28 protein-coding genes, 2 tRNA genes and 2 pseudogenes are annotated in these 26,184 nt (G+C 38.8%); 21 read left to right on the forward strand and 11 right to left on the reverse strand.

What is annotated here, in order from left to right:
• Nucleotide 1: 1 nt before the first annotated feature.
• From R2H34_RS00865 to ppk1, 5 genes and pseudogenes are all read left to right on the forward strand, one after another.
• Complete coding sequence (locus R2H34_RS00865) at nucleotides 2-1,126, forward strand: ABC transporter permease (RefSeq protein WP_004985737.1); 1,125 nt, start codon at nucleotides 2-4, stop codon at nucleotides 1,124-1,126.
• A gap of 141 nt (nucleotides 1,127-1,267) precedes the next feature.
• Entirely contained in the window at nucleotides 1,268-2,860 is a 1,593-nt protein-coding gene (locus tag R2H34_RS00870; RefSeq protein ID WP_039047366.1) for a Na/Pi cotransporter family protein, read from the forward strand.
• A 49-nt stretch (nucleotides 2,861-2,909) separates the two neighbouring features.
• A complete protein-coding gene (locus tag R2H34_RS00875) occupies nucleotides 2,910-4,097 on the forward strand; it encodes an MgtC/SapB family protein (protein ID WP_412176805.1) in 1,188 nt (395 codons plus the stop codon).
• Between the two features lie 94 nt (nucleotides 4,098-4,191).
• Nucleotides 4,192-5,160, forward strand: coding sequence for an IS30 family transposase (locus R2H34_RS00880; RefSeq protein ID WP_014538385.1), 969 nt, complete (start codon nucleotides 4,192-4,194; stop codon nucleotides 5,158-5,160).
• A 220-nt stretch (nucleotides 5,161-5,380) separates the two neighbouring features.
• Nucleotides 5,381-7,057, forward strand: a pseudogene (ppk1, locus tag R2H34_RS00885) (polyphosphate kinase 1); the annotation flags it as partial.
• A gap of 7 nt (nucleotides 7,058-7,064) precedes the next feature.
• Here the strand turns inward: ppk1 and R2H34_RS00890 are convergent.
• Entirely contained in the window at nucleotides 7,065-8,033 is a 969-nt protein-coding gene (locus tag R2H34_RS00890) for an IS30 family transposase (protein WP_014538385.1), read from the reverse strand.
• Between the two features lie 111 nt (nucleotides 8,034-8,144).
• On the opposite strand from R2H34_RS00890, the pseudogene R2H34_RS00895 reads away from it, so the two are divergent.
• The 4 genes and pseudogenes from R2H34_RS00895 to R2H34_RS00910 all read left to right on the forward strand — a co-directional run.
• A pseudogene (locus R2H34_RS00895) lies at nucleotides 8,145-8,549 on the forward strand (RNA degradosome polyphosphate kinase); the annotation flags it as partial.
• Nucleotides 8,550-8,708: 159 nt separating this feature from the next.
• On the forward strand, nucleotides 8,709-9,104 hold the full coding sequence (locus R2H34_RS00900) for a transposase family protein (RefSeq protein ID WP_079270859.1): 396 nt from the start codon (nucleotides 8,709-8,711) through the stop codon (nucleotides 9,102-9,104).
• Complete coding sequence (locus R2H34_RS00905; RefSeq protein WP_005137618.1) at nucleotides 9,052-9,318, forward strand: transposase; 267 nt, start codon at nucleotides 9,052-9,054, stop codon at nucleotides 9,316-9,318. The genes R2H34_RS00900 and R2H34_RS00905 overlap by 53 nt, the downstream gene beginning before the upstream one ends.
• Nucleotides 9,319-9,356: 38 nt before the next feature.
• Nucleotides 9,357-9,524 carry a transposase gene (locus R2H34_RS00910; protein ID WP_252149998.1) on the forward strand — a complete coding sequence of 56 codons (168 nt, stop codon included), beginning with the start codon at nucleotides 9,357-9,359 and terminating at the stop codon, nucleotides 9,522-9,524.
• Between the two features lie 515 nt (nucleotides 9,525-10,039).
• Here R2H34_RS00910 and R2H34_RS00915 read toward each other — a convergent pair.
• The 5 genes from R2H34_RS00915 to R2H34_RS00935 all read right to left on the reverse strand — a co-directional run bounded on the left by R2H34_RS00915 (nucleotide 10,040) and on the right by R2H34_RS00935 (nucleotide 13,083).
• Complete coding sequence (locus tag R2H34_RS00915; protein WP_039047369.1) at nucleotides 10,040-10,786, reverse strand: ATP-binding protein; 747 nt, start codon at nucleotides 10,784-10,786, stop codon at nucleotides 10,040-10,042.
• Between the two features lie 10 nt (nucleotides 10,787-10,796).
• Nucleotides 10,797-11,363, reverse strand: coding sequence for a DUF1376 domain-containing protein (locus R2H34_RS00920; protein WP_318342384.1), 567 nt, complete (start codon nucleotides 11,361-11,363; stop codon nucleotides 10,797-10,799).
• 68 nt (nucleotides 11,364-11,431) lie between these two features.
• Nucleotides 11,432-11,680: a hypothetical protein gene (locus tag R2H34_RS00925; protein ID WP_004858371.1), complete on the reverse strand. Its 249-nt coding sequence runs from the start codon at nucleotides 11,678-11,680 to the stop codon at nucleotides 11,432-11,434.
• Complete coding sequence (locus R2H34_RS00930) at nucleotides 11,673-12,854, reverse strand: site-specific integrase (protein WP_039047371.1); 1,182 nt, start codon at nucleotides 12,852-12,854, stop codon at nucleotides 11,673-11,675. Before R2H34_RS00930 ends, R2H34_RS00925 begins: the two co-directional genes overlap by 8 nt.
• A gap of 19 nt (nucleotides 12,855-12,873) precedes the next feature.
• A complete protein-coding gene (locus R2H34_RS00935) occupies nucleotides 12,874-13,083 on the reverse strand; it encodes a hypothetical protein (protein WP_004858367.1) in 210 nt (69 codons plus the stop codon).
• A 112-nt stretch (nucleotides 13,084-13,195) separates the two neighbouring features.
• Between R2H34_RS00935 and R2H34_RS00940 the strand changes: the two genes are divergently transcribed.
• The gene (locus R2H34_RS00940; RefSeq protein WP_087540503.1) at nucleotides 13,196-13,420 is read left to right on the forward strand and encodes a helix-turn-helix domain-containing protein; all 225 of its coding nucleotides are present in this window, start codon (nucleotides 13,196-13,198) and stop codon (nucleotides 13,418-13,420) included.
• A gap of 477 nt (nucleotides 13,421-13,897) precedes the next feature.
• Here R2H34_RS00940 and R2H34_RS00945 read toward each other — a convergent pair.
• Together R2H34_RS00945 and R2H34_RS00950 are read right to left on the reverse strand one after the other, a co-directional pair.
• A tRNA-Gly gene (locus tag R2H34_RS00945) sits at nucleotides 13,898-13,973 on the reverse strand.
• A gap of 45 nt (nucleotides 13,974-14,018) precedes the next feature.
• Nucleotides 14,019-14,094: transfer RNA gene (locus R2H34_RS00950), tRNA-Gly, on the reverse strand.
• 239 nt (nucleotides 14,095-14,333) lie between these two features.
• Here R2H34_RS00950 and R2H34_RS00955 point away from each other — a divergent pair.
• From R2H34_RS00955 to R2H34_RS00975, 5 genes are all read left to right on the forward strand, one after another.
• Nucleotides 14,334-14,642, forward strand: a complete 309-nt coding sequence (locus R2H34_RS00955; RefSeq protein ID WP_004905618.1) for a BolA family protein — start codon at nucleotides 14,334-14,336, stop codon at nucleotides 14,640-14,642.
• Between the two features lie 9 nt (nucleotides 14,643-14,651).
• Nucleotides 14,652-15,047, forward strand: coding sequence for a SirB2 family protein (locus tag R2H34_RS00960; RefSeq protein WP_004905615.1), 396 nt, complete (start codon nucleotides 14,652-14,654; stop codon nucleotides 15,045-15,047).
• A gap of 78 nt (nucleotides 15,048-15,125) precedes the next feature.
• On the forward strand, nucleotides 15,126-15,968 hold the full coding sequence (locus tag R2H34_RS00965) for a ParA family protein (RefSeq protein WP_004905614.1): 843 nt from the start codon (nucleotides 15,126-15,128) through the stop codon (nucleotides 15,966-15,968).
• 9 nt (nucleotides 15,969-15,977) lie between these two features.
• Complete coding sequence (locus R2H34_RS00970; RefSeq protein ID WP_004956592.1) at nucleotides 15,978-16,367, forward strand: hypothetical protein; 390 nt, start codon at nucleotides 15,978-15,980, stop codon at nucleotides 16,365-16,367.
• Nucleotides 16,368-16,576: 209 nt separating this feature from the next.
• Nucleotides 16,577-17,167 carry a LysE family translocator gene (locus R2H34_RS00975; protein WP_087540505.1) on the forward strand — a complete coding sequence of 197 codons (591 nt, stop codon included), beginning with the start codon at nucleotides 16,577-16,579 and terminating at the stop codon, nucleotides 17,165-17,167.
• Nucleotides 17,168-17,183: 16 nt separating this feature from the next.
• On the opposite strand, the gene R2H34_RS00980 is transcribed toward R2H34_RS00975, so the two are convergent.
• Nucleotides 17,184-17,822: a DedA family protein gene (locus R2H34_RS00980; RefSeq protein WP_087540507.1), complete on the reverse strand. Its 639-nt coding sequence runs from the start codon at nucleotides 17,820-17,822 to the stop codon at nucleotides 17,184-17,186.
• A 238-nt stretch (nucleotides 17,823-18,060) separates the two neighbouring features.
• Between R2H34_RS00980 and R2H34_RS00985 the strand changes: the two genes are divergently transcribed.
• Entirely contained in the window at nucleotides 18,061-18,483 is a 423-nt protein-coding gene (locus R2H34_RS00985) for a DoxX family protein (RefSeq protein ID WP_087540509.1), read from the forward strand.
• Between the two features lie 139 nt (nucleotides 18,484-18,622).
• Nucleotides 18,623-18,994, forward strand: a complete 372-nt coding sequence (locus tag R2H34_RS00990; RefSeq protein ID WP_087540510.1) for a NirD/YgiW/YdeI family stress tolerance protein — start codon at nucleotides 18,623-18,625, stop codon at nucleotides 18,992-18,994.
• A 41-nt stretch (nucleotides 18,995-19,035) separates the two neighbouring features.
• Here the strand turns inward: R2H34_RS00990 and R2H34_RS00995 are convergent, their stop codons facing one another.
• Complete coding sequence (locus R2H34_RS00995; protein ID WP_171053841.1) at nucleotides 19,036-20,262, reverse strand: DUF445 family protein; 1,227 nt, start codon at nucleotides 20,260-20,262, stop codon at nucleotides 19,036-19,038.
• Between the two features lie 436 nt (nucleotides 20,263-20,698).
• Here R2H34_RS00995 and guaA point away from each other — a divergent pair, with 436 nt between their 5' ends.
• Nucleotides 20,699-22,267: a glutamine-hydrolyzing GMP synthase gene (gene guaA / locus R2H34_RS01000; RefSeq protein WP_004905594.1), complete on the forward strand. Its 1,569-nt coding sequence runs from the start codon at nucleotides 20,699-20,701 to the stop codon at nucleotides 22,265-22,267.
• Nucleotides 22,268-22,446: 179 nt separating this feature from the next.
• Here guaA and R2H34_RS01005 read toward each other — a convergent pair whose 3' ends face one another.
• Nucleotides 22,447-23,724 (reverse strand): GGDEF domain-containing protein, encoded by a 1,278-nt coding sequence (locus R2H34_RS01005; protein WP_087540512.1) that lies wholly within the window; start codon nucleotides 23,722-23,724, stop codon nucleotides 22,447-22,449.
• 307 nt (nucleotides 23,725-24,031) lie between these two features.
• Here R2H34_RS01005 and R2H34_RS01010 point away from each other — a divergent pair, with 307 nt between their 5' ends.
• The 3 genes from R2H34_RS01010 (at nucleotide 24,032) to R2H34_RS01020 (ending at nucleotide 26,125) form a co-directional block, all read left to right on the forward strand.
• The gene (locus tag R2H34_RS01010; RefSeq protein ID WP_087540513.1) at nucleotides 24,032-24,979 is read left to right on the forward strand and encodes a pirin family protein; all 948 of its coding nucleotides are present in this window, start codon (nucleotides 24,032-24,034) and stop codon (nucleotides 24,977-24,979) included.
• Nucleotides 24,976-25,374, forward strand: coding sequence for an OsmC family protein (locus tag R2H34_RS01015; protein WP_087540515.1), 399 nt, complete (start codon nucleotides 24,976-24,978; stop codon nucleotides 25,372-25,374). The genes R2H34_RS01010 and R2H34_RS01015 overlap by 4 nt, the downstream gene beginning before the upstream one ends.
• Before the next feature lie 97 nt (nucleotides 25,375-25,471).
• A complete protein-coding gene (locus R2H34_RS01020; RefSeq protein WP_004905585.1) occupies nucleotides 25,472-26,125 on the forward strand; it encodes a glutathione S-transferase family protein in 654 nt (217 codons plus the stop codon).
• The last annotated feature ends 59 nt before the right edge of the window (nucleotides 26,126-26,184 follow it).

The following is a 26,184-nucleotide window of genomic DNA, read 5'->3' on the forward strand; positions in this document are numbered from 1 at the left end:
GATGTTCAAAAAAGTACAGAATATCTATCAGCTCGGATGTAAAGAACTTTGGAGCCTGTGGCGTGATCCTGCCATGTTGGTGCTGATTATTTACACCTTTACCATCTCAGTATATACCGCATCAACAGCGGTCAAAGATACCTTGAATATGGCACCGATTGCGATTGTGGATGAGGATCACTCTACCTTGTCGGAACGGATTTCTTCAGCCTTTTATCCGCCTAATTTTATCAGTAAAACCACCACGCTTGGCACGATGGATGCAGGCATGGACGCAGGTGAATTTACCTTTGCGGTCAATATTCCGAGTAATTTCCAGTCGGATGTACTGTCGGGTGATGCAGCAGAAATTCAGGTTAATGTGGATGCAACCCGAATGACCCAAGCCATGTCTGGCGCAGGTTATATTCAGCAGATCATTCAATCTGAAGTAAATGAATATGTACTTCGCAATCGTGAAATTAGCCAGCTACCGATAGATTTGGCAATACGTTCCCGTTTTAACCCGACACTGGAAAATATATGGTTTAACAGTGTGATGCAAATCATTAATAACGTGGCGATGCTTTCGATTATCCTCACGGGGGCAGCACTGATTCGTGAGCGTGAACATGGCACCATTGAACATCTGATGGTGATGCCAGTAACGGTATTTGAAATCATGATGTCCAAAGTCTGGTCAATGAGTCTTGTGGTATTGATCGCAGTATTTGTTGGCTTAAAAGTCGTGATTCAGGGTGTATTGCATGTCCCGATTGATGGTAGTTTGCCGCTCTTTTTCTTTGGCGCCTTACTCACACTGTTTGCAACAACTTCAATGGGTATTTACATGGCAACTGTATCTAAATCTATGCCGCAGTTTGGTTTGCTCATGATGCTCGTATTGATTCCGATGCAAATGCTATCAGGCGGCTCAACTCCACGTGAAAGTATGCCGGAAATTGTACAGCACGTGATGATGATTGCCCCAACGACGCATTTTGTTTCCTTAGCTCAAGCCATTTTATACCGCAATGCTGGATTTGATGTGGTATGGCCATCTTTTGTATGGCTGTTAGGTATTGCAGTGGTATTTTTCTATATATCGTGGAAACGCTTTAAAGACACCATTCATACCATGGCTTAACAATTTCCTTTTGGCAGGCAGTGTCCATCCCTTAAAAGACTGCCTACTTTTTTTTTATTCTTTGATAATAATTCAATGGCGCAAGATTTAAATAAATGTCATTGAATAGCATAATTTTTTTGAAATTTATAGGGGAATGTAGTGCTTCAAATTCTCTCTGAACTATGTGGCGGTGTCGGTCTATTTTTAATTGGTATGACGTTACTGACTGATAGCCTTAAAGAAATTGCAGGTCAGACCTTGAAGGAGTTACTGACAAGGTTTACGGCAACACCGTTTAAAGCCATGCTGTCAGGTTTGGGTATGACATTGCTGGTGCATTCATCTACAGCAACAATTGTCGCCGCCATTGGTTTTGTCGGAGCAGGGGTACTCAGTTTCACGCAAGCCATGAGTGTGGTGATTGGTGCCAATATCGGCACAACCAGTACTGGTTGGATTGTGGCATTTTTGGGCATGAAATTTTCCATTTCCATGTTGGCATTACCGATGATTGCTTTAGGCGCTCTGCTTAAACTCATCGCTAAAGGCCAAATGGCCTTATTGGGCCTTGTGATTGCAGGCTTTGGTCTGATTTTCTTTGGCATCGATGTTTTGCAAAAAGCCATGGCGGGGTTTGCTGTACACTCAGATTTATCCTTTTTTGGTTATGACAGCTTGTGGTCACAATTGGTTTTGGTGCTGATCGGCATCATTATGGCAATGCTGCTGCAGTCCTCTAGTGCATCTATTACAGCGACTATGGCTGCCTTAGTCAGTGGTGCGATTGACTTGCCGCAGGCGCTATATATGGTGATTGGGCAAAATATTGGTGCAGTCAGCATTACCGTGATTTCGGTGATTGGCGCTTCGATCAATGCCAAACGAACAGTTGCTGTGAACGTGATTTTTAATCTCGTGAGTGCGATTGCTGCATTTTTCCTGTTAGCACCGTTTTTTCTTTGGTTGATTAAACACAGTGCATTTTTCAGCAGCATTGATCAAGTGATTATGCTCGCGATGTTTCATACAGCATTCAGTGTGTTGGGGGCATGTATGTTTATGCCAAGTCTGAAATTTTTAGAACAGAAAATTATCCAATGGTTGCCAAGTAATAATCCTGCCATTTTAGACAGTCTGGATGATGCAAGTTTGCAAGTACCTGCCATTGCAGTACAGGCCGCGGAAAAGGCGGTATATTTCAGCATATTTGAGATTTTTAAAATTCTACAAATGGTTTTTCAGACCGGTACATTACCTAGACATCAACAGTTGAATACGCTGAATGAGATTATTCAGCATATTGAGCAGTATTTAGAAAAAATAGCGATTCCTGAGCATCCTGCACTCAAACAAAAATTCTTATCATTACTGCGAGTAATGGTCTATGTACGTGTCTTACATAATGATTTAGAGCGTTTAGATAATGCCATATTGCTACGAACACAGCCGGCAATTTTTCAGTTAGCACTAGATTATTGCAATATTTTAGAAAGTTACTTTTCAAATATAGAACAGTTAGCAGATCAATCAGTCATTGAAAGTCTTAGAGCCGATTTAAATCACTTAAAAAAATGGACCAGTAGCCATCGTGCCGAAATGCGCGAAAAAGTCATGGAATATACCGAAGTAAATCAATTAAGCGCGTCCAAAGGGGTGGAATTATTAGCTGCACAGCGTTGGATGGATCGCTTAATTGCACATAGCTATCGTTTCTCTAATGTGATGTATGAGCGTCTTTTAGAGGAGTCTTGATGAATGTGGTTCCTCGGGTTTTTTATTCCGCTGTGCTGAGGCTAAGACATTGAATACTGTATTACTAGATTTATCCTTTCAAGAATTATTGAGAATCATGGCATCTGCTTTAGGCTGCGGTTTATTAATCGGTTTAGAACGAGAAAAGCATAATCGTAAAGAAAGTGAACCCAGTTTTGCCGGACTGCGTTCATTTACCATTTGCGCCTTGCTTGGGGCAGTATGTTTTTTACTGCATCTTGCAGTAGGTATCTTAGGTGCATTTTCGGTTACGACTTTTTGTGTTTATAGTCTGATTAAACAAAAACAGGATATTGGTGCGACCACTGAACTGGCATTTTTGATGACCTATTTGATTGGTGCATTATGTGTGTTTAATGTGCCGCTTGCTGCAGGGTTAGCGGTAGTGTTGTGTCTGATTTTAATGGGCAAGCAGTCATTGCATTATTTTGCTGGCAATTGGATTCAGCATTTTGAACTGCGTGACGGTTTGTTTTTACTGGCACTGATTTTAATTGCGTTGCCACTGATGCCGGATCAGGCAATGTGGGGCACAGTACTCAATCCATATGTGATTCTAAAACTGCTGATCATGATTTTAGGCGTACAGTCCTTGGCACATATTGCTAAACGTCTCTTGCCAAACAATAAAGCCTTGATGTTGTCATCTTTGGCATCCGGTTTTGTTTCTAGCACCGCAACTATTGCCAGTTTGGGCATGGAAGTCCGTTCAGGCAAAGCAGAAGCCAAATCTAATGCTGGTGCAGGCTTAATTTCCTGTATTGCGACCCTGTTACAGCTGCTGATTATTGTCGCAGGGATTAATTTTGCTTGGTTTAAGGTTTTATTGTTGCCTTGCAGTATTGGCATTGCAGTGCTTTTGATCATTGCCTTGATGTTAATTCATTCATCCAAAGCGACGATGGGTCAACAGGCTACACCACAAAATGATATTACGCATATGGACAGTCGTATGTTCAGCATTAAGGAAGCCTTAATCATTGTGGTAACACTGACAGTGATTCAAGCAGCGGTATATGGCTTGAATGTAGTGTTGGGTGATAGCGGTTTGATTATTGGGGCATTCTTCGCTTCTTTATTTGAAGTACATGCCGCCATGGCAACGGTGGTGATGCAAGGAACACCACAGCAGATGACGTTGGTCTACGCTATGATGATTGGTTTGGCTGCACATGCATTTTCTAAAAGCATCAATGCATGGCAGAGTAAAACTTGAAGTGCGACATAAACCACCTAATTAATTTAAAGGGTTTATGGAGTATATAAAATTGTCATACCATCATCTTAACTTTGAAGATCGTACTGCATTAATGCTTGAGTCAAGAAAAGAAGGCTTTTCAGCCAGAAAATTTGCTGAACTTATTAAAAGACATCCTAGTACGATCTATCGTGAGCTTAAAAGAAATAGCATCAATGACGTTTATCAAGCTCGATATGCTTCTGATAACACTTTTGCTAGACGTAGACGTGGTCACAGAAAACTCAAAATCGATTCAATCCTCTGGAAATTTATTGTTGAAGCGATCCGTTGTTTATGGTCTCCTCAGCAAATAGCAAAGCGTTTAAAGACATTTCCTGATTTGGATCAAACAATGAATGTAAGCCATACAACGATTTATTCAACGATACGAGCATTACCCAAGGGTGAGTTGAAAAAAGACTTATTATCCTGTCTACGTCATGAAAATAAAAAGCGAAAAGCTAACGGTGAACCTAAAAAAGATTCTATATTACAGGATATTAAAACTATTCATGAGCGCCCAGCCGAAGTTCAAGAAAGAAAAATACCGGGTCATTGGGAAGCTGATTTAATTAAAGGTAAAGACAATAAAAGTTCGATAGCAACACTTATTGAACGAAATACACGGCTCTGTATCTTGGCAACATTACCTGATGCAAAGGCAGAATCAGTGCGCAAGGCTTTAACTGAAGCTCTGAAATATTTACCTGCAGAACTGCGTAAAACGTTGACCTATGACCGTGGACGCGAGATGGCAGAACATAAAATACTTGAAGAAGATTTAGGCATAGATGTATATTTCTGTGACCCACATTCACCCTGGCAAAAAGGCACATGCGAAAATATGAATGGTTTAATTAGGCAATATTTACCTAAAGGGATTGATTTAAATCAGGCAGATCAGCATTATTTAAATCAAGTTGCCATGTCACTGAATACTCGTCCTAGAAAAGCGTTAGATTGGCTTACACCATTAGAGAAATTTGCTCAGCTTGTTGATTATCATAAGACTTTTCAAACTGTCGCACCTCATGTTTGAATTCGCCCATTTTTAACTGGTGGCGGGAAATATTTTCTATATTTTGCCCCCGCACAAATGCTGCATATGGCGATTTTAATGGCGGTACTTTGGATGGTTATTCAGTAAATTTAGGATTTATTTTCAATATTTTAGAATGGTATTTAAGTTTTTGTTTTGTAATTCTATTTATTTTTAGCCAACTAAAAATGGCATTGCTTTTAAGAAATATGGGTAGTATATGAATTCCGTAGTTACACAAGCCTCCCCCCCGGTATATGGTCAAGTTGAGCGATATATTAATCGCGAGTTGTCAATTTTAGATTTTAATTTACGTGTCTTAGAACAAGCGGTCGATCCTTTAAATCCACTCTTAGAAAAATTGAATTTTTTATTAATTTTTTCTAGAAATTTAGATGAGTTTTTTGAAATTCGTGTTGCAACTATGTTGGAACATTTTGTTCAAGAGCGAGACATACAAACGGCTGATGGTTTATCCCCACAAGAAATTTTACATCAAATTTCGGAGACAGCACATGCTGCGATTGAACGCCAATATCAAATTTTAAATGAGCAAATTTTTCCGCAGTTAAGAGAAGAAGGCATCAGCTTTTTAAGACGTGGAGAGTTAACTCAAGCACAATCTAATTGGGTCAAAAAATATTTTCAGGAACAGGTTGCACCAGCCTTAACACCAATAAGTTTAGATCCTGCGCATCCCTTTCCACGCTTGGTCAACAAATCACTTAATTTCATTGTGACTTTGGAAGGTAAGGATGCCTTTGGCCGTCAGATCGATTTGGCAGTGGTTCCTGCACCACGTTCATTGCCACGTGTGGTGCGTTTGCCAGATGAGTTGACCGAAGGCAAAGAGCATCATGTGATGCTCTCTTCAATTATTCATACTCATGTGTCTGATTTATTTCCGGGAATGACGGCAACGGGTTGCTATCAATTTAGAGTAACCCGAAATGCAGATTTAACGTTAACTGAAGATGTTGAAGACTTAGCGGAAGCCTTAAAAGACGAACTCAGTTCACGCCGTTTTGGTCGGGCAGTACGTTTGGAGGTCAATAAAAATTGTCCATTACATATTTATGAATACCTACTCAAAGAATTCGATTTACATGCACATCAATTGTATCGTGTCGATGGGCCAGTTAATTTAGCTCGATTAGTTTCGGATTTTAAACGCCCATCTTTACGTTATGAACCTCATACTCCTGCGATACCAAAAATACTTAAAAAATCTGCCAGTATTTTTAGTGCGATGCAGAAAGAAGATATTTTACTGCATCATCCTTTTGAGTCGTTTAAACCTGTAATTCGATTATTACGTGAGGCTGCGCAAGATCCGCATGTTTTAGCTATTAAACAGACCTTGTACCGAAGTGGAGCGGACTCGGAAATTGTACAAATTTTGGCTGAAGCAGCAAGAAATGGTAAAGAAGTCACTGCAGTAATCGAGTTACGTGCACGGTTTGATGAAGAGTCCAATATTGCTGTAGCTAATGTATTGCAAGAAGCCGGTGCTGTTGTGGTATATGGTATTGTGGGCTATAAAACACATGCCAAAATGATTTTGGTCGTGCGTCGAGAAAATCAAAAATTGGTGCGCTACGCACATTTAGGCACAGGGAATTATCATGCAGGGAATGCTAAAATTTATACAGACTATGGATTATTAACTACAAATCAAGACTTATGTGAAGATGTACATCGTATTTTTCAAGAATTGACGGGTATGGGGAAGATGGTTAAGTTAAAGAAACTTCTACATGCACCTTTTACTCTACATAGCCAGTTAATTGTATTTATTGATAATGAAATTACCCTTGCTAAACAAGGTAAACCTGCAAAAATTATCATTAAGGTTAATGCACTGACAGAAGTTCAATTAATAAATAAATTATATGAGGGCGAATTCAAACATGAGGTGCGACAGTTTGAAAAGTCTTATGATAATCAACAAGCTGAGCAAATTTCTCTAATGGTGTAAGCCAATCTAACGCTTTTCTAGGACGAGTATTCAGTGACATGGCAACTTGATTTAAATAATGCTGATCTGCCTGATTTAAATCAATCCCTTTAGGTAAATATTGCCTAATTAAACCATTCATATTTTCGCATGTGCCTTTTTGCCAGGGTGAATGTGGGTCACAGAAATATACATCTATGCCTAAATCTTCTTCAAGTATTTTATGTTCTGCCATCTCGCGTCCACGGTCATAGGTCAACGTTTTACGCAGTTCTGCAGGTAAATATTTCAGAGCTTCAGTTAAAGCCTTGCGCACTGATTCTGCCTTTGCATCAGGTAATGTTGCCAAGATACAGAGCCGTGTATTTCGTTCAATAAGTGTTGCTATCGAACTTTTATTGTCTTTACCTTTAATTAAATCAGCTTCCCAATGACCCGGTATTTTTCTTTCTTGAACTTCGGCTGGGCGCTCATGAATAGTTTTAATATCCTGTAATATAGAATCTTTTTTAGGTTCACCGTTAGCTTTTCGCTTTTTATTTTCATGACGTAGACAGGATAATAAGTCTTTTTTCAACTCACCCTTGGGTAATGCTCGTATCGTTGAATAAATCGTTGTATGGCTTACATTCATTGTTTGATCCAAATCAGGAAATGTCTTTAAACGCTTTGCTATTTGCTGAGGAGACCATAAACAACGGATCGCTTCAACAATAAATTTCCAGAGGATTGAATCGATTTTGAGTTTTCTGTGACCACGTCTACGTCTAGCAAAAGTGTTATCAGAAGCATATCGAGCTTGATAAACGTCATTGATGCTATTTCTTTTAAGCTCACGATAGATCGTACTAGGATGTCTTTTAATAAGTTCAGCAAATTTTCTGGCTGAAAAGCCTTCTTTTCTTGACTCAAGCATTAATGCAGTACGATCTTCAAAGTTAAGATGATGGTATGACAATTTTATATACTCCATAAACCCTTTAAATTAATTAGGTGGTTTATGTCGCACTTCAAGTTTTACTCTGCCGAGGCTTCTCAAGCAGGTGTACAAGTAGAATTAATCATTCGTTCTATTTGTTGTTTACGTCCAGGCCTAATTGGCTTATCAGAAAATATTCGTGTTCGCTCAATTGTAGGGCGTTTTCTTGAGCATACTCGTGTCTATTATTTTTACAATAATGGTGATACACGTGTGTATTGTTCTAGTGCTGACTGGATGGAGCGTAATTTATTTAAACGTGTTGAAGTGTGCTTTCCTATTGAAAATACTGGACTCAAAAAAAGAATTTATCAGCAAGGGTTAGAAAATTATTTAATGGATAATCAGCAATCATGGTTATTGCAAAGTGATGGTAGTTGGTGCCGTAACATCTCGACAGAAGATCAAAAGCCTCATAATGCACAACAGACGTTATTAGGTGATATTATTTGATAAAAAAATCCGGTTTTAAATTGGTTAAATCGGATTTTATTAATTTAAGATGCGTAAAAATTTCAAGTTAATAGATCTCTTTCATAAATCAAAAAAGCGATCATCTTTTTGATTAATATTTGTACCCCGGATTTTTTAGCATTAATGCATAATCTGCTGATGAAACACATCGATTCGAAGAAGCTTTCTGAAACACAGTTTAGGCGATATACAGGCATCTCATGGTCAACCTTTTATGTAATGGTGGAACAATTACAGAAGCAGGTTCCTGCTAAAGGTAGACCATCCAAGCTAAGTCTCGAAGACCAGGTTCTTCTGTGTCTGAGCTATTGGGGCGAGTATCGAACTTTATTTCACGTTGCAACAAGCTATGGTGTTTCAGAGCCAACAGCTTCGCGAATTGTACGTCATGTGGAAGACTGCTTAATTCAGTCAAACCTGTTCAATTTACCGAAGAATTTACCTGCAGGTGAAGGTATAGACTGGAATGTTGTCATCGTGGATGCCACAGAAATTCCAATACAAAGACCTAAAAAAACAGAAGAAAAGCTATAGTGGCAAGAAAAAGACGCATACCTTTAAAGTACAGGCCATGATTCACTATAAAACTCAGCAAATTCTGAGTTTATGTAGCAGTCCCGGTGCAGTGCATGATTTCGAGTTGCTCAAACGCAATTTAAATCAAATTCCTGAAGGGACTTTTATCCTTGCAGATAAAGGCTATCAAGGAATTTATGCTGTTTTTACACTAAGAGCCTATTGCCGTTAAAAGCCAAACGGCACTGTAAGTTAGATCCTCAGCTTAAAATGTATAACCAAGAGATTAACAGAAGAAGAATCGGGATTGAGCACGTATTTGGTCGACTTAAGACCTTTAAAATTCTAGCTGACCGTTACCGAAATAGAGGTAAGAGACTCGGTCTGAGATTCAACTTAATCGCTGGAATTTACCATATGGAATTGAGTGAAAAATGACTTATGAAAGAGATCTAATTAAGTAATCTGAATCCTGCTTAAGGAGTTAAGACCATTCATCTTTGAGCTGATCGATCATTTTGATCATAAAAAGCTCTGCAATTTAATCTAATATCTGTAAAAGTTAATCCTAAAATAACGTTTATCTTTTTATTTTTGAAGAAAAATCCTTATCCGAGATTCAGGTTAAGTATGTTGAATTATTTTATCTAATTTATGGAAAGTCGGTATAAAATGATTAAAAAACTTATTAGTAATATAATTAGACTTAATGGAATTAAGAATTTGTTCGCAGTAAATTTCATCTTTTTTCCTAGAAATTAATATTTTATATATTATAAGTATATTGCATTTTTATAAATATGGCAAACATTATATTAATTTTTAGTTGATTTAAAAAGTTGCTTTAAAGCAACTTTTTTTAAATATAATTATTTTTACAATGGATGATTTAATAGATTTTAGAGTGTAAAACCATATTGGATGGTTTTACACTTTTATTATGATTGCTTCTTTTAAGGAAGAAGCCTGTTGTCTTCCCAATAGCATGGTATCGTAATTAAATTATTCTCGTGTAAGCGTGACCATAATCGGACACCTAAATCCCGCTGCATATTTTGGATTGTGAAATTGGAAATCAGCAGTGTAGATTTCATATTGTCATAACGACTATATAAAACCTTATGCACCATCTCCAGGCGTTTTTCATGTCGGTCATGCAGGCCATATTCATCTATCACCAATAAATCAAAATTGGAGAAATGCTCGATAACTTCCTTTTCAGAGCGTGAAGCATCTGACCAGGTGTCCATCATTTTTTGAGCAATTTCTGCACTGGTATAGTAGCGTGCAGATTTTGTACTGTTATGCAGAATGTTGCGAATGATTGACGCACTCAGATGAGTCTTCCCTGTACCTGGTGTACCAATGAGCAGCAGGTTTGGATAATGGTCAGAAATAATTTGCTGTGCAAAAGCCTGACATAGTTTTATGGCATTGTCTTGAGCAGGACATGCAACTACATAATTCTTGAAGCCACGGTCCAGGTAGCGTTTATTGAGCCCTGAGTTTTTGATTTTCTGTTGTAGCAATCGCTGTTGCAGCTCATCTGCATAGGCTGCATGTGAGTGATGGACGGTTTCTTTCGCACACAATTTACAGAGCCTGTGACCGGCAATTTCCATCAGGGGTATATGATGGATAGGGCAAAGTGTTTCTGTTGTTTCTACGCTCAACTGGAGCGTTTTAAGCATGGTATTCATGATCCTTCTCCTAAATCCATTTGGAATTTTCTAAAAAAACCTCATTTTTTTCTTCAAAATTTGAAGATGAAGATGAAGATGAAGATGAAGATGAAGATGAAGATGAAGATGAAGATGAAGATGAAGGGCATGGTTCAAGCATGGCTTGAGTAATACTCGGGCTATGCTCATGATTTGCTTGAGCATTTACTTTTTGTTGCTTGGCTGATGCTTGAGCATTACTTGCGGATTTTCCCCAACGTGCTTGAGCTGCATTTTTAGCTTTATCAGATTTCATTTGCTGATTTTGCAATGCCTGGCTTTTTAAACTGGTTAAAAAATTTGAATGAATCTGCTCAGATTCAATTTCAAACAATTCCAGGGCCAACAACGTATTCAACAAGGTTTTAGCCTTGGTATTTTGCGATAATTTTGTGATGCTACATACTGTCGCCAGGTCATGAGGAATAGCACCATTTTTCCAGAAATCCATCATTAACAGCAGTGCTGCACCAATTTGTTCTGCTGTCATTCGTGCAAATTTCGCCTGTAAGTCGCCAATATATAGTGGCATCCAAATTGAAATATCTTTATGCATGTGTTCACCTTTTTATAGGTATAGAGGGGCTAAGGTCATCAAGTAGATGACCTTGTATATTTATTAGATCAGGGAGCCAGGCTCATTAACCGGATGCGGGCCTGTTGGGCTAAATCATCGTAATGGGCTTGTCCATCATCCAGCATTCGCTGTAGCCAAAGTCTCAACGCCTGATGATCATCGAAGCATTTGTTAACTTTGAGTAGAAATGCCAGATTGTGCAGTTTGGGAATGTGTAGCTCATGGATTAATTCACGAGCGACCATATCCGCTTCAGGACTCACCACAACACCACCAAAGAAAGCTTTACTATTCATGTGCAAGCTCCTCTGTATTTAGTTTTTCCAACATGGCTTCAAATGCACTGCCATCACGACGGGTAACATTGGGTATGTAGCGGCTATAGACCCGGAATAGCATTTCAGTCGTTGAATGTCCCAATTGACGTGCGATCCATTCCGGATTCTCTCCTGCCGACAGCCAGAGTGTTGCTGCGGTATGACGTGTTTGATAGGCTCTTCTAGGCTTCAATCCTAGAAAGCGCAAGATCGGATGCCAGACACGTTTATTCACCAGACGGTAATCGAGAGGTCCACCGTCACGATTGCAGAATACGAACTCTGATTTACCATTATTTAAGCTTTTCTGTTGTAGAAAGGCTTGATAAACCCGATCACTCATTTGGATGGTGCGGTCAGAACCATAGGTTTTGGTTCCACCAAGAACACCATTTACTAACGCTTCTCTGATATGGATTTCACGACGCTGTAAGTCGATATTTTTCCATTGCAGACCATCGATTTCACTGGTACGCATACCCGTAAAAAAGCGAATGGTGTAATAGGGGCGGAAGTCTTCACGCACCGTGCTAAGAATTTTATGCACCTCTTCCAGAGAAAAAGGTGTGACTTCAATCTTGCTTTCCTTCAGATTGTTAATATTTTTATAAGGCGATTCAAAGTCGTATCGTTCAGCTGCATCATTGAGTATCATACGTAAAGGCGTCATGATTTGATTAATCCGCGATGCTTTCAGGCTTGTCTGATCTTTTCCGTGAGTCACTTTGGCGAGGGATGCACGGAAGTTCAGCAAGTCTGACTTCTTGATTTTTGAGAGAACCTGATTACCAAAAGCAGGAATCAAATAATTTTTAATAATAATTGAAACCTTGTGTTGATAGGATGTTCTCCATTCAACCTGTTTCTGCTTAAACCACAGCGCAGTAAACTCTTTAAAAAGAGGAACTTTGGTTTGTACAGCGATTTGTTGACTTCTTTTTTCCTTAAATTCATCGACACGTTTACTTTTGGGAAAGTACTTTTCGTATTCAAAAGTTCCCAGTGTGATTTCTGCCTCAAGCTGTTCGAGACGTTTTTTTAAAATGCGACGGTTATAGGCATTGTCTTCAAGATTGGTTGTTTCTCTGCAACGGATGCCCATGTAGCGAAAATCGGCAATCAGTTTGCCACTTCGTTCCCGGATGGTAGCCATCAATTAAACCTCCCAAGCTTTATTGCAGAGCATCCATGCTTAAACCAGTGAATTTAAGCATTTCTGTTTCAATGCGTTCCCAAACAAAAAGAATCTTGCGACCACCAAAAGGACGGATGTAGTGAACCCCTTCAATGAAGATGCTGTCCTTCATTTGGTTACGAATAGTACGAGCGTCGTACTGGATTTTTTCAGCCAGTTGCTGGGCTGTGAGATAGGTATATGACATAATAGAGCCTCATATTTTTTACTAGGTAACTAGGAAAAATTATTCCTAAGACATAAATTATCATATTTTTATGTCTTTGCAAGTACTTTTTATGATTTAACTGGGAAATTTTATGATTATTTCAAACTTGGCAGTTCTATTAGCAGAAAGGAAACTTAAGGTTGCTGATTTGGTGAGAAGTACTGGAATTAATAAATCTACTTTACATAAACTTTATAATGATGAATCTGTACGGATTGATTTTGAGACAATTGATAAAATTTGTATTGCATTAGATGTGGAAGTAGGTGATTTATTGATTTTCAAAAAAAATGTTAATAATCAAATTAATGAATAATAGTTTGGTCACTGATGGTCACATTGAAATCGTGATTGGTCACAAAAGTAGATATGAATTTTGAACGTTTGTTAAAATTTACCTAGACAATTTGAATTGATTTACTTAAAGCTTAAATGAATACCTACAAATGAGCTTTTTTAGGTAAAAAATTTGGTCACCGATGGTCACTTTAGAAAAGTAGTTGGTCACAAATTTGAGAAAATAAGTTCATAAATTAAACTAAAATTTTATTTTCTAGATTTAGTTTTGGGGCAAGATAGGCTAAAAAGAATAAGTCATTCGGTTAACTTTAAGATCATTTAAGGTGATTTATATATGGTAGGGCACTCAATGGTCACATATTGGTCACAGAAGATAGGGGGGCGTAATTAGATTTATAAATAGGCTCTAGTAAATAATTTTAATTAGGTAGAAAAACATCAATTAAATCAACAATAAAAAAGCCCCAATCTTTCGATCAGGGCTTTTTGAATTTGGAGCGGGAAAGGAGACTCGAACTCCCGACCCCAACCTTGGCAAGGTTATGCTCTACCAACTGAGCTATTCCCGCATATTGAGCAGTTTTTACTAAAACTTACACTTAAAAAAACCAATCTGGAGCGGGAAACGAGACTCGAACTCGCGACCCCAACCTTGGCAAGGTTATGCTCTACCAACTGAGCTATTCCCGCGTGCCAGCTATAATACATTAAGCAAAACAAGGGTCAACAACTTTATGCAAAGTTTTTGCTTAATTGCATAAAATAAAAGCATTTATCTTGAAAATACCGAAAAACTCACCTTTAGAGGCGAAGTTTTAATCTATTTTGCCCAGATACTCTGCGTTTGTATCTCTGAAATCATCACAGACCTCATGCAAGTAGTTATGTATAATCAATGCACTATCTCAATCTGATTTACAGAGTGAATGATGAACTTAGAACAACAGTTAATTGAGCGCTTAAACACGTTAAACCCTACTCATCTTGAAGTTATCAATGAATCTTCAGGTCATGGTGGATACTTTCCAGGTAAAGAATCTCATTTTAAAGTTGTGGTGGTCAGTGAAGAGTTTCAAGGTTTACGTCTTGTACAGCGTCACCAGAAAATTTATGCGGTTGCTGCGGAATTGATGAGTCCTGGGAAAATTCACGCCTTAGCTATACATGCTTATATCCCTTCAGAATGGCAAGGACAAGCACCAGCAAGTCCTGAATGTGCCCATGCACCAAAAAACTAGGAATCGACTATGGACGCGCATTTAATTACCAAAATTATCCATATGTCAGCGGTGAGTTTGCTCATTCTAGTATTTGTCGCTCGAGCAGCAACTTTGTTTATTGGATTGCGAGATAATCAACAGCCAAATACTAGTTCAAGTAAAGCGATCGTAGGGTTACAGCATTTATCGTTAACTTTAATTATTGTTACGGGTGCTGTGCTGGTTTATATGAAGAACTTCCAAGTCGAGCCGTGGTTCTATGCCAAAGTCATCCTATTTTTTGTACTGTGGTCTTCGATGATCAAAATGTATAAAAAAGATGATACGGTGCTTTTGGTTCAACGTCGTGCTGGTTTATTGATCGGAACAGTGGCCTTAGTGGGTATTCTGGGCTTAGTTATGATCAAGCCAGTTTTTGCATGATTTGACATTGTTTTAGTAATTGTTTTAGCACTAGGTTAAACTGCGTGCAGTTTACAAAAAATCTTGTAGAGGGAAATCATGTTAACTCGTGTGGTATTTAACCAAAAAGGTGGTGTGGGAAAATCAAGTATCACAGTCAATTTGGCAGCAATCAGTGCTAAACAAGGTCTAAGAACCTTGGTTATTGATCTTGATCCACAGGCAAATTCGAGCCAATACCTTTTGGGTGAAGATGCGACATATTCTGCTGATAAAACAGCATTAGAGCCAAACATTGAGAACTTCTTTGAAGATGTCTTAGGTACAACACAACAAAAAGGACTGATTGGTAATGCAATTGGTTCTATTTTGAAAGCCCCACGTGGTAAAGGGCTCGAAAGTTATGTACATCGTTCGTCATTTGAAAATTTAGATGTCATTCCTGCCAGCCCAAGTCTAGGTTCATTAGAACACGCATTAGAAAGCAAACATAAAATTTATAAATTACGTGATTCAATTCAATCGCTTAGTGCACGTTATGATCGTATTTTTATTGATACACCACCTGCATTCAATTTCTTTACTTTATCCGCATTAATTGCAGCAGATCGTGTATTAATTCCATTTGATTGTGATGTTTTCTCTAAACGTGCGTTACAAACTTTGATTGAAAATGTGATCGAAACCCAAGATGATCATAATGATCGCTTAGAGATTGAAGGTATTGTGGTCAATCAATATCAAGCTCAAGCAAAATTACCACGTGAAGTGGTTCAACAATTGAAAGATGATGGTTTGCCTGTACTTGAAAGTATGCTGCCGCCATCAGTTTTGATGAAAGAATCACATCAGAAGAATTTACCTTTGGTTCATCTCGCAGCTGAACATAAATTGACGCTTGCTTATGTCACTTTATTCAATGAGATTGAAGCAAAAAAATAAGAGAAGCTTATGAAGCGTTTATATTGGTTGCCAGTTTTGGCAACAACCTTATTTCTCGGTGCATGTGCATCGACGGTTAAACCTGCTTATGTATCTCCAACGCAATATCAGTCATTAAACTGTCAGCAACTACAAGCAGAATACAATCGTATTCAGCATTACATCGATAATGGTGTACAAACACCGAAGCGCACAGGCGTAGGGGTGGGAGTTGGACTAGGCGGTGGCTGGGGTAAAGGTGGTTGGGGCTTTGGGCCTTCGATCTCAGTCAATATGGGGCAGTCGATGAACACCAAAAATACTGAGCTTGCGAATGTACTGGGTCAACAAGATGCAATTGTTCAGGCTGCGAAGTTTAAAGGTTGCCCAATTATTGTCAAACAGCGTGCAAATTCTTAATCTTCATATGTGCATCACTGGTGTTTACGCTGGTGATGCTCAATTAAATTTTAGCAAAATGTTTCATTAAAAAAATATATATAACAATGTCTTAATTGATTTTATCTTCAATTTTCTTCATTTCAAATTGTTCATTTTTCCCATAAAACTTGTTTGTCGCAGCGAATTTCGTATAAGGTGGCGAGCATGTTGAGTCAGTTGGTATCTATATGATTGATAGTTGGTTTTTTGTTTTGGCGATGATCGCAGTGTTACTCATTCCAGGGCCGACGAATGCTTTATTAGCCAGTTCAACACATCAACAAGGCGTGCTGAAAACGTTGTCATATATACCTGTAGAGTGGCTAGGTTATATCTATGGGATCGGATTGTGGGCGTTATTTATCCATCTTTTTGACCCAATTTGGCCTGCTTTAATCATCATTTTGCATGTTTGTAGTGTTGCCTATGTTTTATGGCTAGCATTTCATTTATGGAAAAGTACACATCTTCAAAAATACAATCAGCATCATCAACAAATTAAAACTCCTCGACTATTTGTTTCGAGTCTAAAGAATCCTAAAACATTGTTATTGGCAGCAGGAATTTTCCCAAGAGAAACATGGGACTCAGTTGAAAATGCATTATTGGTTTTCGCTGTGTTTAGCTTAGTGTTGATACCCGTATCAATTTTTTGGATGATCTTTGGACGTGCATTATTGGCTGGTAGTTTGGTAGGAATCAAAGCCGACCACTTGTACAAAGGATCGGCTATGTTATTGATTATTTGTACCTTACCAATGATTTTTCGTTTCTTTTAATCAATGGGGCAGAGCATTATTTTGCTTTAATGCTTTGCATTTTCTGACGTAGAAAACCAATTACACCTGGTAAGATACTGATAATAATGATACCGAAAATTAAGTGCGTAAAATTATCTTTCACGATTGGCATATTTCCAAATAAATAACCCAAAGTAATGAATGATGCGATCCAACATAACGCCCCCACCACGTTATAGGTCAGGAAGTATTTATAGTTCATGCTGCCTGTACCAGCTACAAATGGCGCGAAGGTACGTGCAAATGGCACAAAACGTGCGAAGATAATGGTTTTTCCACCATGACGCTCAAAAAATTCTTGAGTCTTAAACAAGTGCTGTTTATTGATGAAACGCAAGTTCATTTCAAATACACGAGGACCTATGTAACGTCCGATATGGTAATTGACAGTGTCACCAAGAACTGCAGCGATAAATAACAAGACACCGAGAACCCAAGGATCCATTGCACCAGTTGATGCTGCTAGCGCACCTGCCGCGAATAACAAACTATCGCCTGGCAGAAAAGGCATCACCACTAAACCCGTTTCAACAAAAATAATCAAAAAGAGAATGGCATAAATCCAGACACCATAATTCTTAATAAACTCTAAAAGGTGTTCGTCAACGTGCAGAATAAAATCAATGAGTTCCATGAAGGCTTTAACACTATAAATTTGAGCTAAATCCTAGCAGTGCGTCTGTCTAATGTCAGTAAGAAAAGCAAATTAATTAGTAACTTTACTTAATGATGCAAAGCATAACGAATTGCTGTTAAATTAGTCACCATTGTTCTTAAAATGGAACAATGTATTAATAAATATGATGTTTATTGCAAATAGGAAGATACATAAACTGGTGTTAAGTTAAAAAACAAACAGTGTGGAATTGATTATGTTTAATCCTAATGTCGTTGTAAAAAATATCGTAACGCAATCTGGCGTAGAAAATACAGTGACTTTAATTGCTCGTATTTTAATGGCCTATATCTTCATTATTGCTGGATGGGGTAAATTGACCGCATATGGTGCTACAGCAGGCTATATGGAGTCGATGGGAGTTCCAGTGGCATTATTACCGATCACAATTTTGGTTGAGTTTGGTGGTGGTTTAGCTCTGTTATTTGGTTTCCAAGCTCGTTTAGCTGCTTTGGGTTTGGGAGTGTTTAGTATTATTACTGCATTCATCTTCCATGGGACAGATGATCAAATGCAACAGATCAACTTTATGAAAAACTTGGCAATGGCGGGCGGATTATTTTACTTAATGCTTTATGGTGCAGGTCGTCTGAGCTTAGATCACGCAATTGAAAAATAAACAATCAGTTTCAAAAAAGCCCCACTTTTGATGGGGCTTTTTTACATCCTTTGAATTTACCGTTTATTACAAAAAATGATCTCACTGTTTATCGAAATTTGTTTGAATATTAAAGGATTAAATTGTTTGGAATGAATCAATGAGAACAATAAGCTTAGGTTTAATGATCGGTCTTTTATCAATAGCTGCAAGCCACACATGGGCTGGGAAACAAGATGCTGTACTTTTGAAAGAAGCAGCTCAAAATAGTGTGCTGGTGAGGGATATCGTCAAATACGCAGATGAAACTGGTGTAACGCTCACAGGAAAAATTAGCAAACATTTACACAGTGATCATTATGAATTTCAAGATCAGAGTGGCAGCATTGTTGTAGAAATTGATGATGATTTATGGCAGCAAGCACGTTTAAGTGTTGGTGATTCTGTACGTTTAATCGGTGAGGTTGATACACATCGATATAAACCTACAGATATCGAAGTAATCAAAATTGAGAAATACGGACATCAATAAAAAAAGGAAGCCTTAGCTTCCTTTTAAATTTGATAAAAATCTTAGAGCATAAAGTGGATTTGCATTTCCCCGACGAGGAAACCGAGCACAGCACCGACGATAATCAATGACCATTCATCTTCTTTGAATGCTGGACGTAACATACCTTCAAATTCTTCAGGGCTGAGGCGTTGCATACGATCAACTAAGGTATTACGAACATTCATTGCATCTTCAGCATAAGATTCAACATAACGCATCGTATCTGGCAGCTGTTTTAAAATACGCTCAGCAACTTCAGCTTTCAGGCTTTGATACTTCTCGCCGCCAATCGCGTACACCACCAATGGGCGAACAATACCTGCCTGTAAATCAATTTCTTGTTTTACATGGCGGCTGACCAGTTCAATTACCTTGTCTGAGTGAGTCCCTGAAAAAAGCTCTTCCATCATGTTACGAGAGGTGAGTAACTGTTTCGAGATTAATGCAGCGTAGTCCGCAGCCACTTCATTTTGACGTTTAATGAATAGTCCTTGCCATGTGTAACCCATGATTTTTTTCGGGTACAAAGGTCTAAACATCATTTGTAATGCGATCCAGTCACTAAAGAAACCGACAAAACCACCAAACATTGGAAGCATCCAAGGATATTTTCCTTGTGTCACAATCCAACAAAGCATTTGTACGACACCAATCGCGAATCCAAAAATAAAGCCGACATTACTAAAGAATTTAAATTCTTGTTTGCCGACTTTTTTAAAGATTTCATTGAGGAGGCGTTTATCTTTGAGTAGGTTGTTGACCACCATGTGTTTGATATCGAAGTATTTAGACACATCACGCTGTACTTCACTCATGATGTGTTCAACGATTTCAGGTGCTTTGGTTTGGACACGTTTGATCAGTTTTTGACGAGCAAATTCTGGCATCCCTTCCCATAAACCAGGTTGGTATTGCTGAGCAACTTCACGAGTGATGTCTTCAGCGGCTGCCATGAGCGGTTTTTCAATTTCTTTTGCGATGCGTTTCGGATCGAGTCGTGCAAATATTTCTTCAGGTTTGATCAGTTTTGAGGTCATCAATTCAACGGCAGTGGTTGCCATTTTTTCAGCTTTGCGAGGAACGATACCTTGCCAGCCAATAGGAAGACCAAATAATCTTAACCCCTTAAACTCAAGTGGTGAGAACATCATTTGAATCGCAATCACTTTTGTTACATAGCCAATAATGCCACTAATAAAAGGGATTGAAATATATAACCAGAAATTCTGTTGAAAATCTGCAATCATTTCTTGAAACATTATTGTATTGGTCCTTCAAGTCCTAATTGTTGCCTTATGACAAGACAAGCCATAGATGATAATGAAATGTTTTAGGACATTGGTGGTACACCAATATCTTTAGATTCTTTTAATTTTTCCTTTTATCAAGGACATCGCATTCACATAAAAAGGAAACGATGAGATCTATTGAATACCTTTCCATGGTAATGCTTTTTTCAGTTCATCATCTTAGCACCAATTTTTGCTTTGTGTTGAGCAGAATTGGCAAGAATTGTTGATTTAACTCTCTAAAATAGGCAAAAAGTTGTGAAATTTTAGTTTAAATTTCAGCAGGGATTAGCAAGTAAAGCTAAAAAATAAGATAGATGATGAATTGCGATGCGCCAAAGCGTGAAAAATGTTAGAATGTGGCGCTTAATTCATTTGCCTTTATGATTATCCCATGACGACCAATACTCAAATTACTGAAGATCGTATCCTTATTTTGGATTTCGGCTCTCAATATAGCCAGCTGATTGCACGTCGTGTACGTGAAGCGGGTGTCTATTCTGAAATGTATGCATTTGACATGTCTGAAGAAGATATTCGTGCATTTAATCCAAACGGGATTATTTTGTCAGGTGGCCCTGAGAGTGTACATGAAGAGGGTAGCCCACGAGCACCTCAAATCGTGTTTGAATTAGGCGTGCCAGTTTTGGGTATTTGTTATGGTTTACAAACCATGTCGGAACAACTTGGTGGAAAGGTAGAGCCAGGTACAGTTCACGAATTTGGTTATGCAGAAGTTGATATCTTGGTACGTGACCAGTTAATTGGTAACTTGCAAGATCGTGAGAACCAGCTGCATGTTTGGATGAGTCATGGTGATAAAGTAAGCGCGATTCCTGAAGGTTTCCAAGTTACTGCAAGCACACCAAGCTGTCCTTTTGCTGCTGTAAGTGATGAAACACGTCGTTTCTATGGCGTTCAATTCCACCCTGAAGTGACTCACACTGCGAAAGGTGAAGAATTACTTTCTAACTTTGTTCATAAAATTTGTGGTTGTCGTGGTCTTTGGACACCTGAGCACATCATTGATTTACGTGTAGAACAATTACGTAAACAAATCGGCGATGAAAAAGTTCTTTTAGGTTTATCAGGTGGTGTTGATTCATCTGTAGTCGCAGCATTGTTGCATAAAGCGATTGGCGATCAGTTAACGTGTGTATTTGTAGATAATGGTTTACTTCGTTTAAACGAAGGTGATCAAGTTATGCAAATGTTCGCAGAGAACATGGGTATTCGTGTGATCCGTGCAGATGCAGAAGAGCGTTTCTTGACTGCGTTAGCGGGTGAAGTTGATCCTGAGAAAAAACGTAAAATCATTGGTCGTGAGTTTATCGAAGTATTCGCAGAAGAAGCTCGTAAACTTGATGGCGTAAAATTCTTGGCACAAGGTACGATTTATCCTGACGTAATCGAATCTGCTGCAAGCAAACAAGGTAAAGCACACGTTATCAAATCACACCACAACGTAGGTGGTTTACCAGAAGATTTAGCTTTTGATCTTGTTGAGCCATTACGTGACTTATTCAAAGATGAAGTACGTAAATTAGGTACAACTTTAGGTTTACCTCATAGCATGATTTATCGTCATCCATTCCCAGGTCCAGGTTTAGGCGTGCGTATCTTGGGTGAAGTGAAAAAAGAATATGCAGATATTCTACGTCTTGCTGATGACATCTTTATGCAAGAACTTCGTGCGAGTGGTTGGTATGACAAAACTGCTCAAGCATTTGCGGTATTCCAACCTGTGAAATCAGTGGGTGTTGTGGGTGACGGTCGCCGTTATGCATGGGTGATTGCACTTCGTGCGGTTGAGACTGTTGACTTTATGACAGCGCGTTTCGCTCACTTGCCATACGAGTTGGTTGATAAAATCTCTACTCGTATCATGAATGAAATCAAAGATGTTTCACGCGTTGTTTATGATGTGTCTTCTAAACCCCCTGCGACAATTGAATGGGAGTAAAACTGGGATTTCAAGCAGCAACGCTGCTTGCCAGTTTTACGCCAAAGGCTATGCCTGCGGCAGAGGGATTTCAAGCATGAGTGCGTGTTTAAAGCAACGCTTTAAACCAAACGAAGCTGCTTGCCAGTTTTACGCCGAAAAAGGACGCAATTGCGTCCTTTTTTATAGTTTAGACCGATCTAGATAGTCGGAAGGTCAAAACTGGCCACTTGGTTGCGTCCGTTTTGCTTTGCACGATAAAGCGCAATATCTGCTTCTTTGATCAGTGAATGTAAATTGATATTGTCTGAATTTAGTTTTGACACACCAACCGAAACGGTGAAACTAATTTTGATATCATTTCCAATACAGACAGGGTGAGACTCGATATTTTTTCTTAGACGCCCTGCAATCATAATGGCATCTTCCAGTGTCGTTTCGGGAAGCAAGGCAACAAATTCTTCGCCTCCAAAACGCGCGAGAACATCGGCACGGCGCATTTCCTTACGTGCAAGTTCGGCAATTTTTTGCAATACCTGATCGCCAATATCATGGCCATAACTGTCATTAATTCTTTTAAAATAATCCACATCAAACATCAGTAGACAGATGGATTGATACGGCGGCCAAGCATGAATCATCTTATCTGCAATCAACTCAAATTGGCGACGATTACTCAGCTGGGTGAGTTCATCTGTATGGGCAAGTTCACGCAGCAGGTGTCGATCCCATTCCTCCAGCATAGAACGTAAAAATGCACGCCGCGCATTTAAGGTGTTATTCCAGCTCACGTATAAACTAAAAAACAAAATCGGAATATAAACCAATAGGAAAATAATAACTTGCTGGTTGTTGTTGATAGACAGGATACCACCAATAATCACCATGCTAATCAACAAGGCAGTGAGAACAGCGGGACGGAATCGAACGTGAATGGATAGACAACCCAATAGTAAAAAAATCACGGAAGCATATTGATATTGATTGACGTTCGGACTATGGGATTGACTGAGCAACCAAAACCAAATGGCCGCACCACACGCACTAGAAATAGGGAGTAATAGATCAAGAATGACAATATTTTTGCAATATTTGAACATCAACATATTAAGAATTACAAAGCCAAGTACTGCGACCACACGGCTGAGACCTGAAATAAAGCTGATATCCGGTAATAAAAACCAATCCGCAAAAAAATAAAAAAGGAAACAAAGTTGACCTAATAAATTGATTTGTTTCAAATAAAAACGATGATGAACATTCTGATAGTTGTAATAGCACGGTTTAAATTTTTCTGGAATCTGGGCGTCATCTTCTTGTAAGGCATTGGCAATTGCATCGCGATTGTGGGGATCACAAAGTTGCGATGGTAATATAAAACTATCTACAGGCACGCGTTGAGTATCATGATGGCTGACTTGTGAAACAAAGCCTTCTTTACGCCCCAATATGGTGTGCCTGCCTCCCCCGTTATTCATAGGCTGCTCCACACTATTGACGCTGTTGTATGAAGAAATAATTCACTTAAAGTTATAAGTAAGTACAACAGCATCTGTTTTTTTATAGAAATTTGCTGGGCAAAATCGCTCTTTTTCTTTTGTGTATCTTCTGATTATATTATCTGAAAGAAACCCCAAAGTCATACGGCAATTCAGTGCAGATTGTATCAAAATGGTTTTTTACACATGGGTAAAATCTAAGGTTTTATCTCTAATTTTTGATCGGGATTTCGTTGGAAGAAACCATCTAACCAAATTAAATATATGAAATATAGGAAAATTAAAAATGACCAATACACAAGATGGCGAACTTTCTTATTCAGAAGATTGTGAAAAAATTGTTGATAGCTTGCTTCAAGAATTTACCATTCGTTCAGCGACGATTGGCAAGGGAACGGTTATCAAGCGCGCCTTGCCGAGTCGTCATAAACGTTTAGTTGGTGCTTGGTGCTTTCTAGATCATGCAGGGCCAGTCAGCTTTCCAGCTGGAGATGGGTTAGATGTTGGGCCACATCCTCATATTGGTTTGCAAACCTTTACATGGATGATTGAAGGCACCATGATGCATACCGATAGCTTGGGTTCAAAACAGCTTATTCGTCCAAAACAAGTAAACTTAATGACAGCTGGACGTGGTATTTCTCATACAGAGGTCGCGCCTGATACTGAAACTCAAATGCATGCGGCACAGTTGTGGATTGCTCTTCCTGATAACAAGCGCAATATGGAGCCTAACTTTGAGCATTACCCAGAACTGCCTGTTGTGGTTAAAGATCAAGTTGAATTTACAGTCTTAGTCGGTGACTTCCTCAATACTCTTTCTCCAGTTCAAGTACATACACCTTTAGTTGGTGTTGATCTAACAGCTCAAGCGGATACTAAAACGCGTATACCACTCAATCCAGCATTTGAATATGCTTTCATGGCGCTTGATGGCAAAGCTCGTGTGAACGGACATGAATTAACTGCTGATAATATGGTGGTTTTAGAAACAGGTTTGACGGAAATCGAAGTTGAAATCAAATCTGGTAATCGAGTGCTTCTCATTGGTGGTGAACCTTTTGAATCACCTATTTTGTTGTGGTGGAACTTCGTAGGACGCACGATGGAAGACTTGCAGCAAGCACGTGAAGACTGGATTAACCATGATGCACGTTTTGGTGAGATTCCAGATTATCAAGGCAAACGTTTGGAAGCACCAACGCTACCTGATCAAATGAGGGCTTCAAAATGAGTGTTATCGCAAGTGCAAAAGTTCTAACTTTACCTGATCCGTGGAAAGGGGAAGTGACTAGTGGAACGCATCAATTTTTGACAGATAAGCCTGAATCTTTCGGTGGACATGACACAGGTCCCGCACCATATGATTTTCTTACAGCTAGCCTAGCATCATGTACCATGATCACATTGCGCATGTATGCTCAACATAAAGAAATAGACTTAGGTGAGTTTACGGTTGAGGTGGATTTTCATACTAATCGTGAACAACAGGAGCGAATTGAACGTCGTGTCACCTTTAAGCAACCTGTTTCACCAGAGCTAAAAGAAAAACTTCTCAATGTCTGTAGCAAGACACCTGTCACTAAAACTTTGTTACGCAGTTTAGACATTCAGACCGTGATTCTTTAAGGCTTTAGTGCTATTGTGCTTGGGCAAAACATAATTCTAAACGCAACTGTTAGAGGGATAAAAAACAACAGTTGCGTAGCACAAGCAGGCACACAAAATGATTACCTTACATTATCTGCAATGCTCCCGTTCGTTTCGAATACTGTGGGCATTAGAGGAGCTTGGTGTGGACTACCAAGTAGAGTTTTATCAAAGGTCAGCCAGTTACGCAGCACCAGAAATCCTTAAAAACATACATCCTCTCGGCAAAGCACCTATCTTGGTAGATGATGGTGATGTGATTGTTGAATCGGCAGTGATTTTGGATTATTTGCAGCAACAATATGATCGACTTCAGCAGTTCAAACCCCAACAAGCGAAAGATCAAAGACAATATGACTATTGGATGCATTATGCGGAAGGGTCTTTGATGCCGCTTTTGGTGATGACTTTAGTCATGAACAATGTCAGTAAGCATGTACCGTGGGTGATTCGTCCAATTGCCGAGAAAATCACAGATGGCGTAAAAGGTGGTTTTATTCGTCCTCGTGTAAAAGAACATATTCTGTATTTAGAACAATATCTGTCTGAGCATGATTATTTTGCAGGTGAGTTTTCATTTGCTGATATTCAAATGGCGTTCCCATTGATTGCGTTACAAAAACGTCTACATGGGAAATACCCAAATATTCAAGCCTTTGTACAGCGAATACAAGAGCGCGCGGCATTTCAACGTGCTGAACAGAAAAGTTTAGAATCTGAGTGTGGCTAGTTCAAATCATCTTGCTTTAAATAAAAAAGGAACGATCAAGCGTTCCTTTTCTATTTGAT

It is taken from the genome of Acinetobacter sp. 16 (assembly GCF_033439925.1).
Classification (GTDB): Bacteria; Pseudomonadota; Gammaproteobacteria; order Pseudomonadales; family Moraxellaceae; genus Acinetobacter; species Acinetobacter junii.

Bases quoted from the DNA above. Each gene is read 5' to 3' on its own strand.
- R2H34_RS00865 (WP_004985737.1), top strand. From the start codon at position 2: ATGTTCAAAAAAGTACAGAATATCTATCAGCTCGGATGTAAAGAACTT.
- R2H34_RS00880 (WP_014538385.1), top strand. From the start codon at position 4,192: ATGCTTGAGTCAAGAAAAGAAGGCTTTTCAGCCAGAAAATTTGCTGAA.
- R2H34_RS00890 (WP_014538385.1), bottom strand. From the start codon at position 8,033: ATGCTTGAGTCAAGAAAAGAAGGCTTTTCAGCCAGAAAATTTGCTGAA.
- R2H34_RS00900 (WP_079270859.1), top strand. From the start codon at position 8,709: ATGAAACACATCGATTCGAAGAAGCTTTCTGAAACACAGTTTAGGCGA.
- R2H34_RS00905 (WP_005137618.1), top strand. From the start codon at position 9,052: ATGCCACAGAAATTCCAATACAAAGACCTAAAAAAACAGAAGAAAAGC.
- R2H34_RS00910 (WP_252149998.1), top strand. From the start codon at position 9,357: ATGTATAACCAAGAGATTAACAGAAGAAGAATCGGGATTGAGCACGTA.
- R2H34_RS00915 (WP_039047369.1), bottom strand. From the start codon at position 10,786: ATGAATACCATGCTTAAAACGCTCCAGTTGAGCGTAGAAACAACAGAA.
- R2H34_RS00920 (WP_318342384.1), bottom strand. From the start codon at position 11,363: ATGCATAAAGATATTTCAATTTGGATGCCACTATATATTGGCGACTTA.
- R2H34_RS00925 (WP_004858371.1), bottom strand. From the start codon at position 11,680: ATGAATAGTAAAGCTTTCTTTGGTGGTGTTGTGGTGAGTCCTGAAGCG.
- R2H34_RS00930 (WP_039047371.1), bottom strand. From the start codon at position 12,854: ATGGCTACCATCCGGGAACGAAGTGGCAAACTGATTGCCGATTTTCGC.
- R2H34_RS00935 (WP_004858367.1), bottom strand. From the start codon at position 13,083: ATGTCATATACCTATCTCACAGCCCAGCAACTGGCTGAAAAAATCCAG.
- R2H34_RS00940 (WP_087540503.1), top strand. From the start codon at position 13,196: ATGATTATTTCAAACTTGGCAGTTCTATTAGCAGAAAGGAAACTTAAG.
- R2H34_RS00955 (WP_004905618.1), top strand. From the start codon at position 14,334: ATGAACTTAGAACAACAGTTAATTGAGCGCTTAAACACGTTAAACCCT.
- R2H34_RS00960 (WP_004905615.1), top strand. From the start codon at position 14,652: ATGGACGCGCATTTAATTACCAAAATTATCCATATGTCAGCGGTGAGT.
- R2H34_RS00965 (WP_004905614.1), top strand. From the start codon at position 15,126: ATGTTAACTCGTGTGGTATTTAACCAAAAAGGTGGTGTGGGAAAATCA.
- R2H34_RS00970 (WP_004956592.1), top strand. From the start codon at position 15,978: ATGAAGCGTTTATATTGGTTGCCAGTTTTGGCAACAACCTTATTTCTC.
- R2H34_RS00975 (WP_087540505.1), top strand. From the start codon at position 16,577: ATGATTGATAGTTGGTTTTTTGTTTTGGCGATGATCGCAGTGTTACTC.
- R2H34_RS00980 (WP_087540507.1), bottom strand. From the start codon at position 17,822: ATGGAACTCATTGATTTTATTCTGCACGTTGACGAACACCTTTTAGAG.
- R2H34_RS00985 (WP_087540509.1), top strand. From the start codon at position 18,061: ATGTTTAATCCTAATGTCGTTGTAAAAAATATCGTAACGCAATCTGGC.
- R2H34_RS00990 (WP_087540510.1), top strand. From the start codon at position 18,623: ATGAGAACAATAAGCTTAGGTTTAATGATCGGTCTTTTATCAATAGCT.
- R2H34_RS00995 (WP_171053841.1), bottom strand. From the start codon at position 20,262: ATGATTGCAGATTTTCAACAGAATTTCTGGTTATATATTTCAATCCCT.
- guaA (WP_004905594.1), top strand. From the start codon at position 20,699: ATGACGACCAATACTCAAATTACTGAAGATCGTATCCTTATTTTGGAT.
- R2H34_RS01005 (WP_087540512.1), bottom strand. From the start codon at position 23,724: ATGAATAACGGGGGAGGCAGGCACACCATATTGGGGCGTAAAGAAGGC.
- R2H34_RS01010 (WP_087540513.1), top strand. From the start codon at position 24,032: ATGACCAATACACAAGATGGCGAACTTTCTTATTCAGAAGATTGTGAA.
- R2H34_RS01015 (WP_087540515.1), top strand. From the start codon at position 24,976: ATGAGTGTTATCGCAAGTGCAAAAGTTCTAACTTTACCTGATCCGTGG.
- R2H34_RS01020 (WP_004905585.1), top strand. From the start codon at position 25,472: ATGATTACCTTACATTATCTGCAATGCTCCCGTTCGTTTCGAATACTG.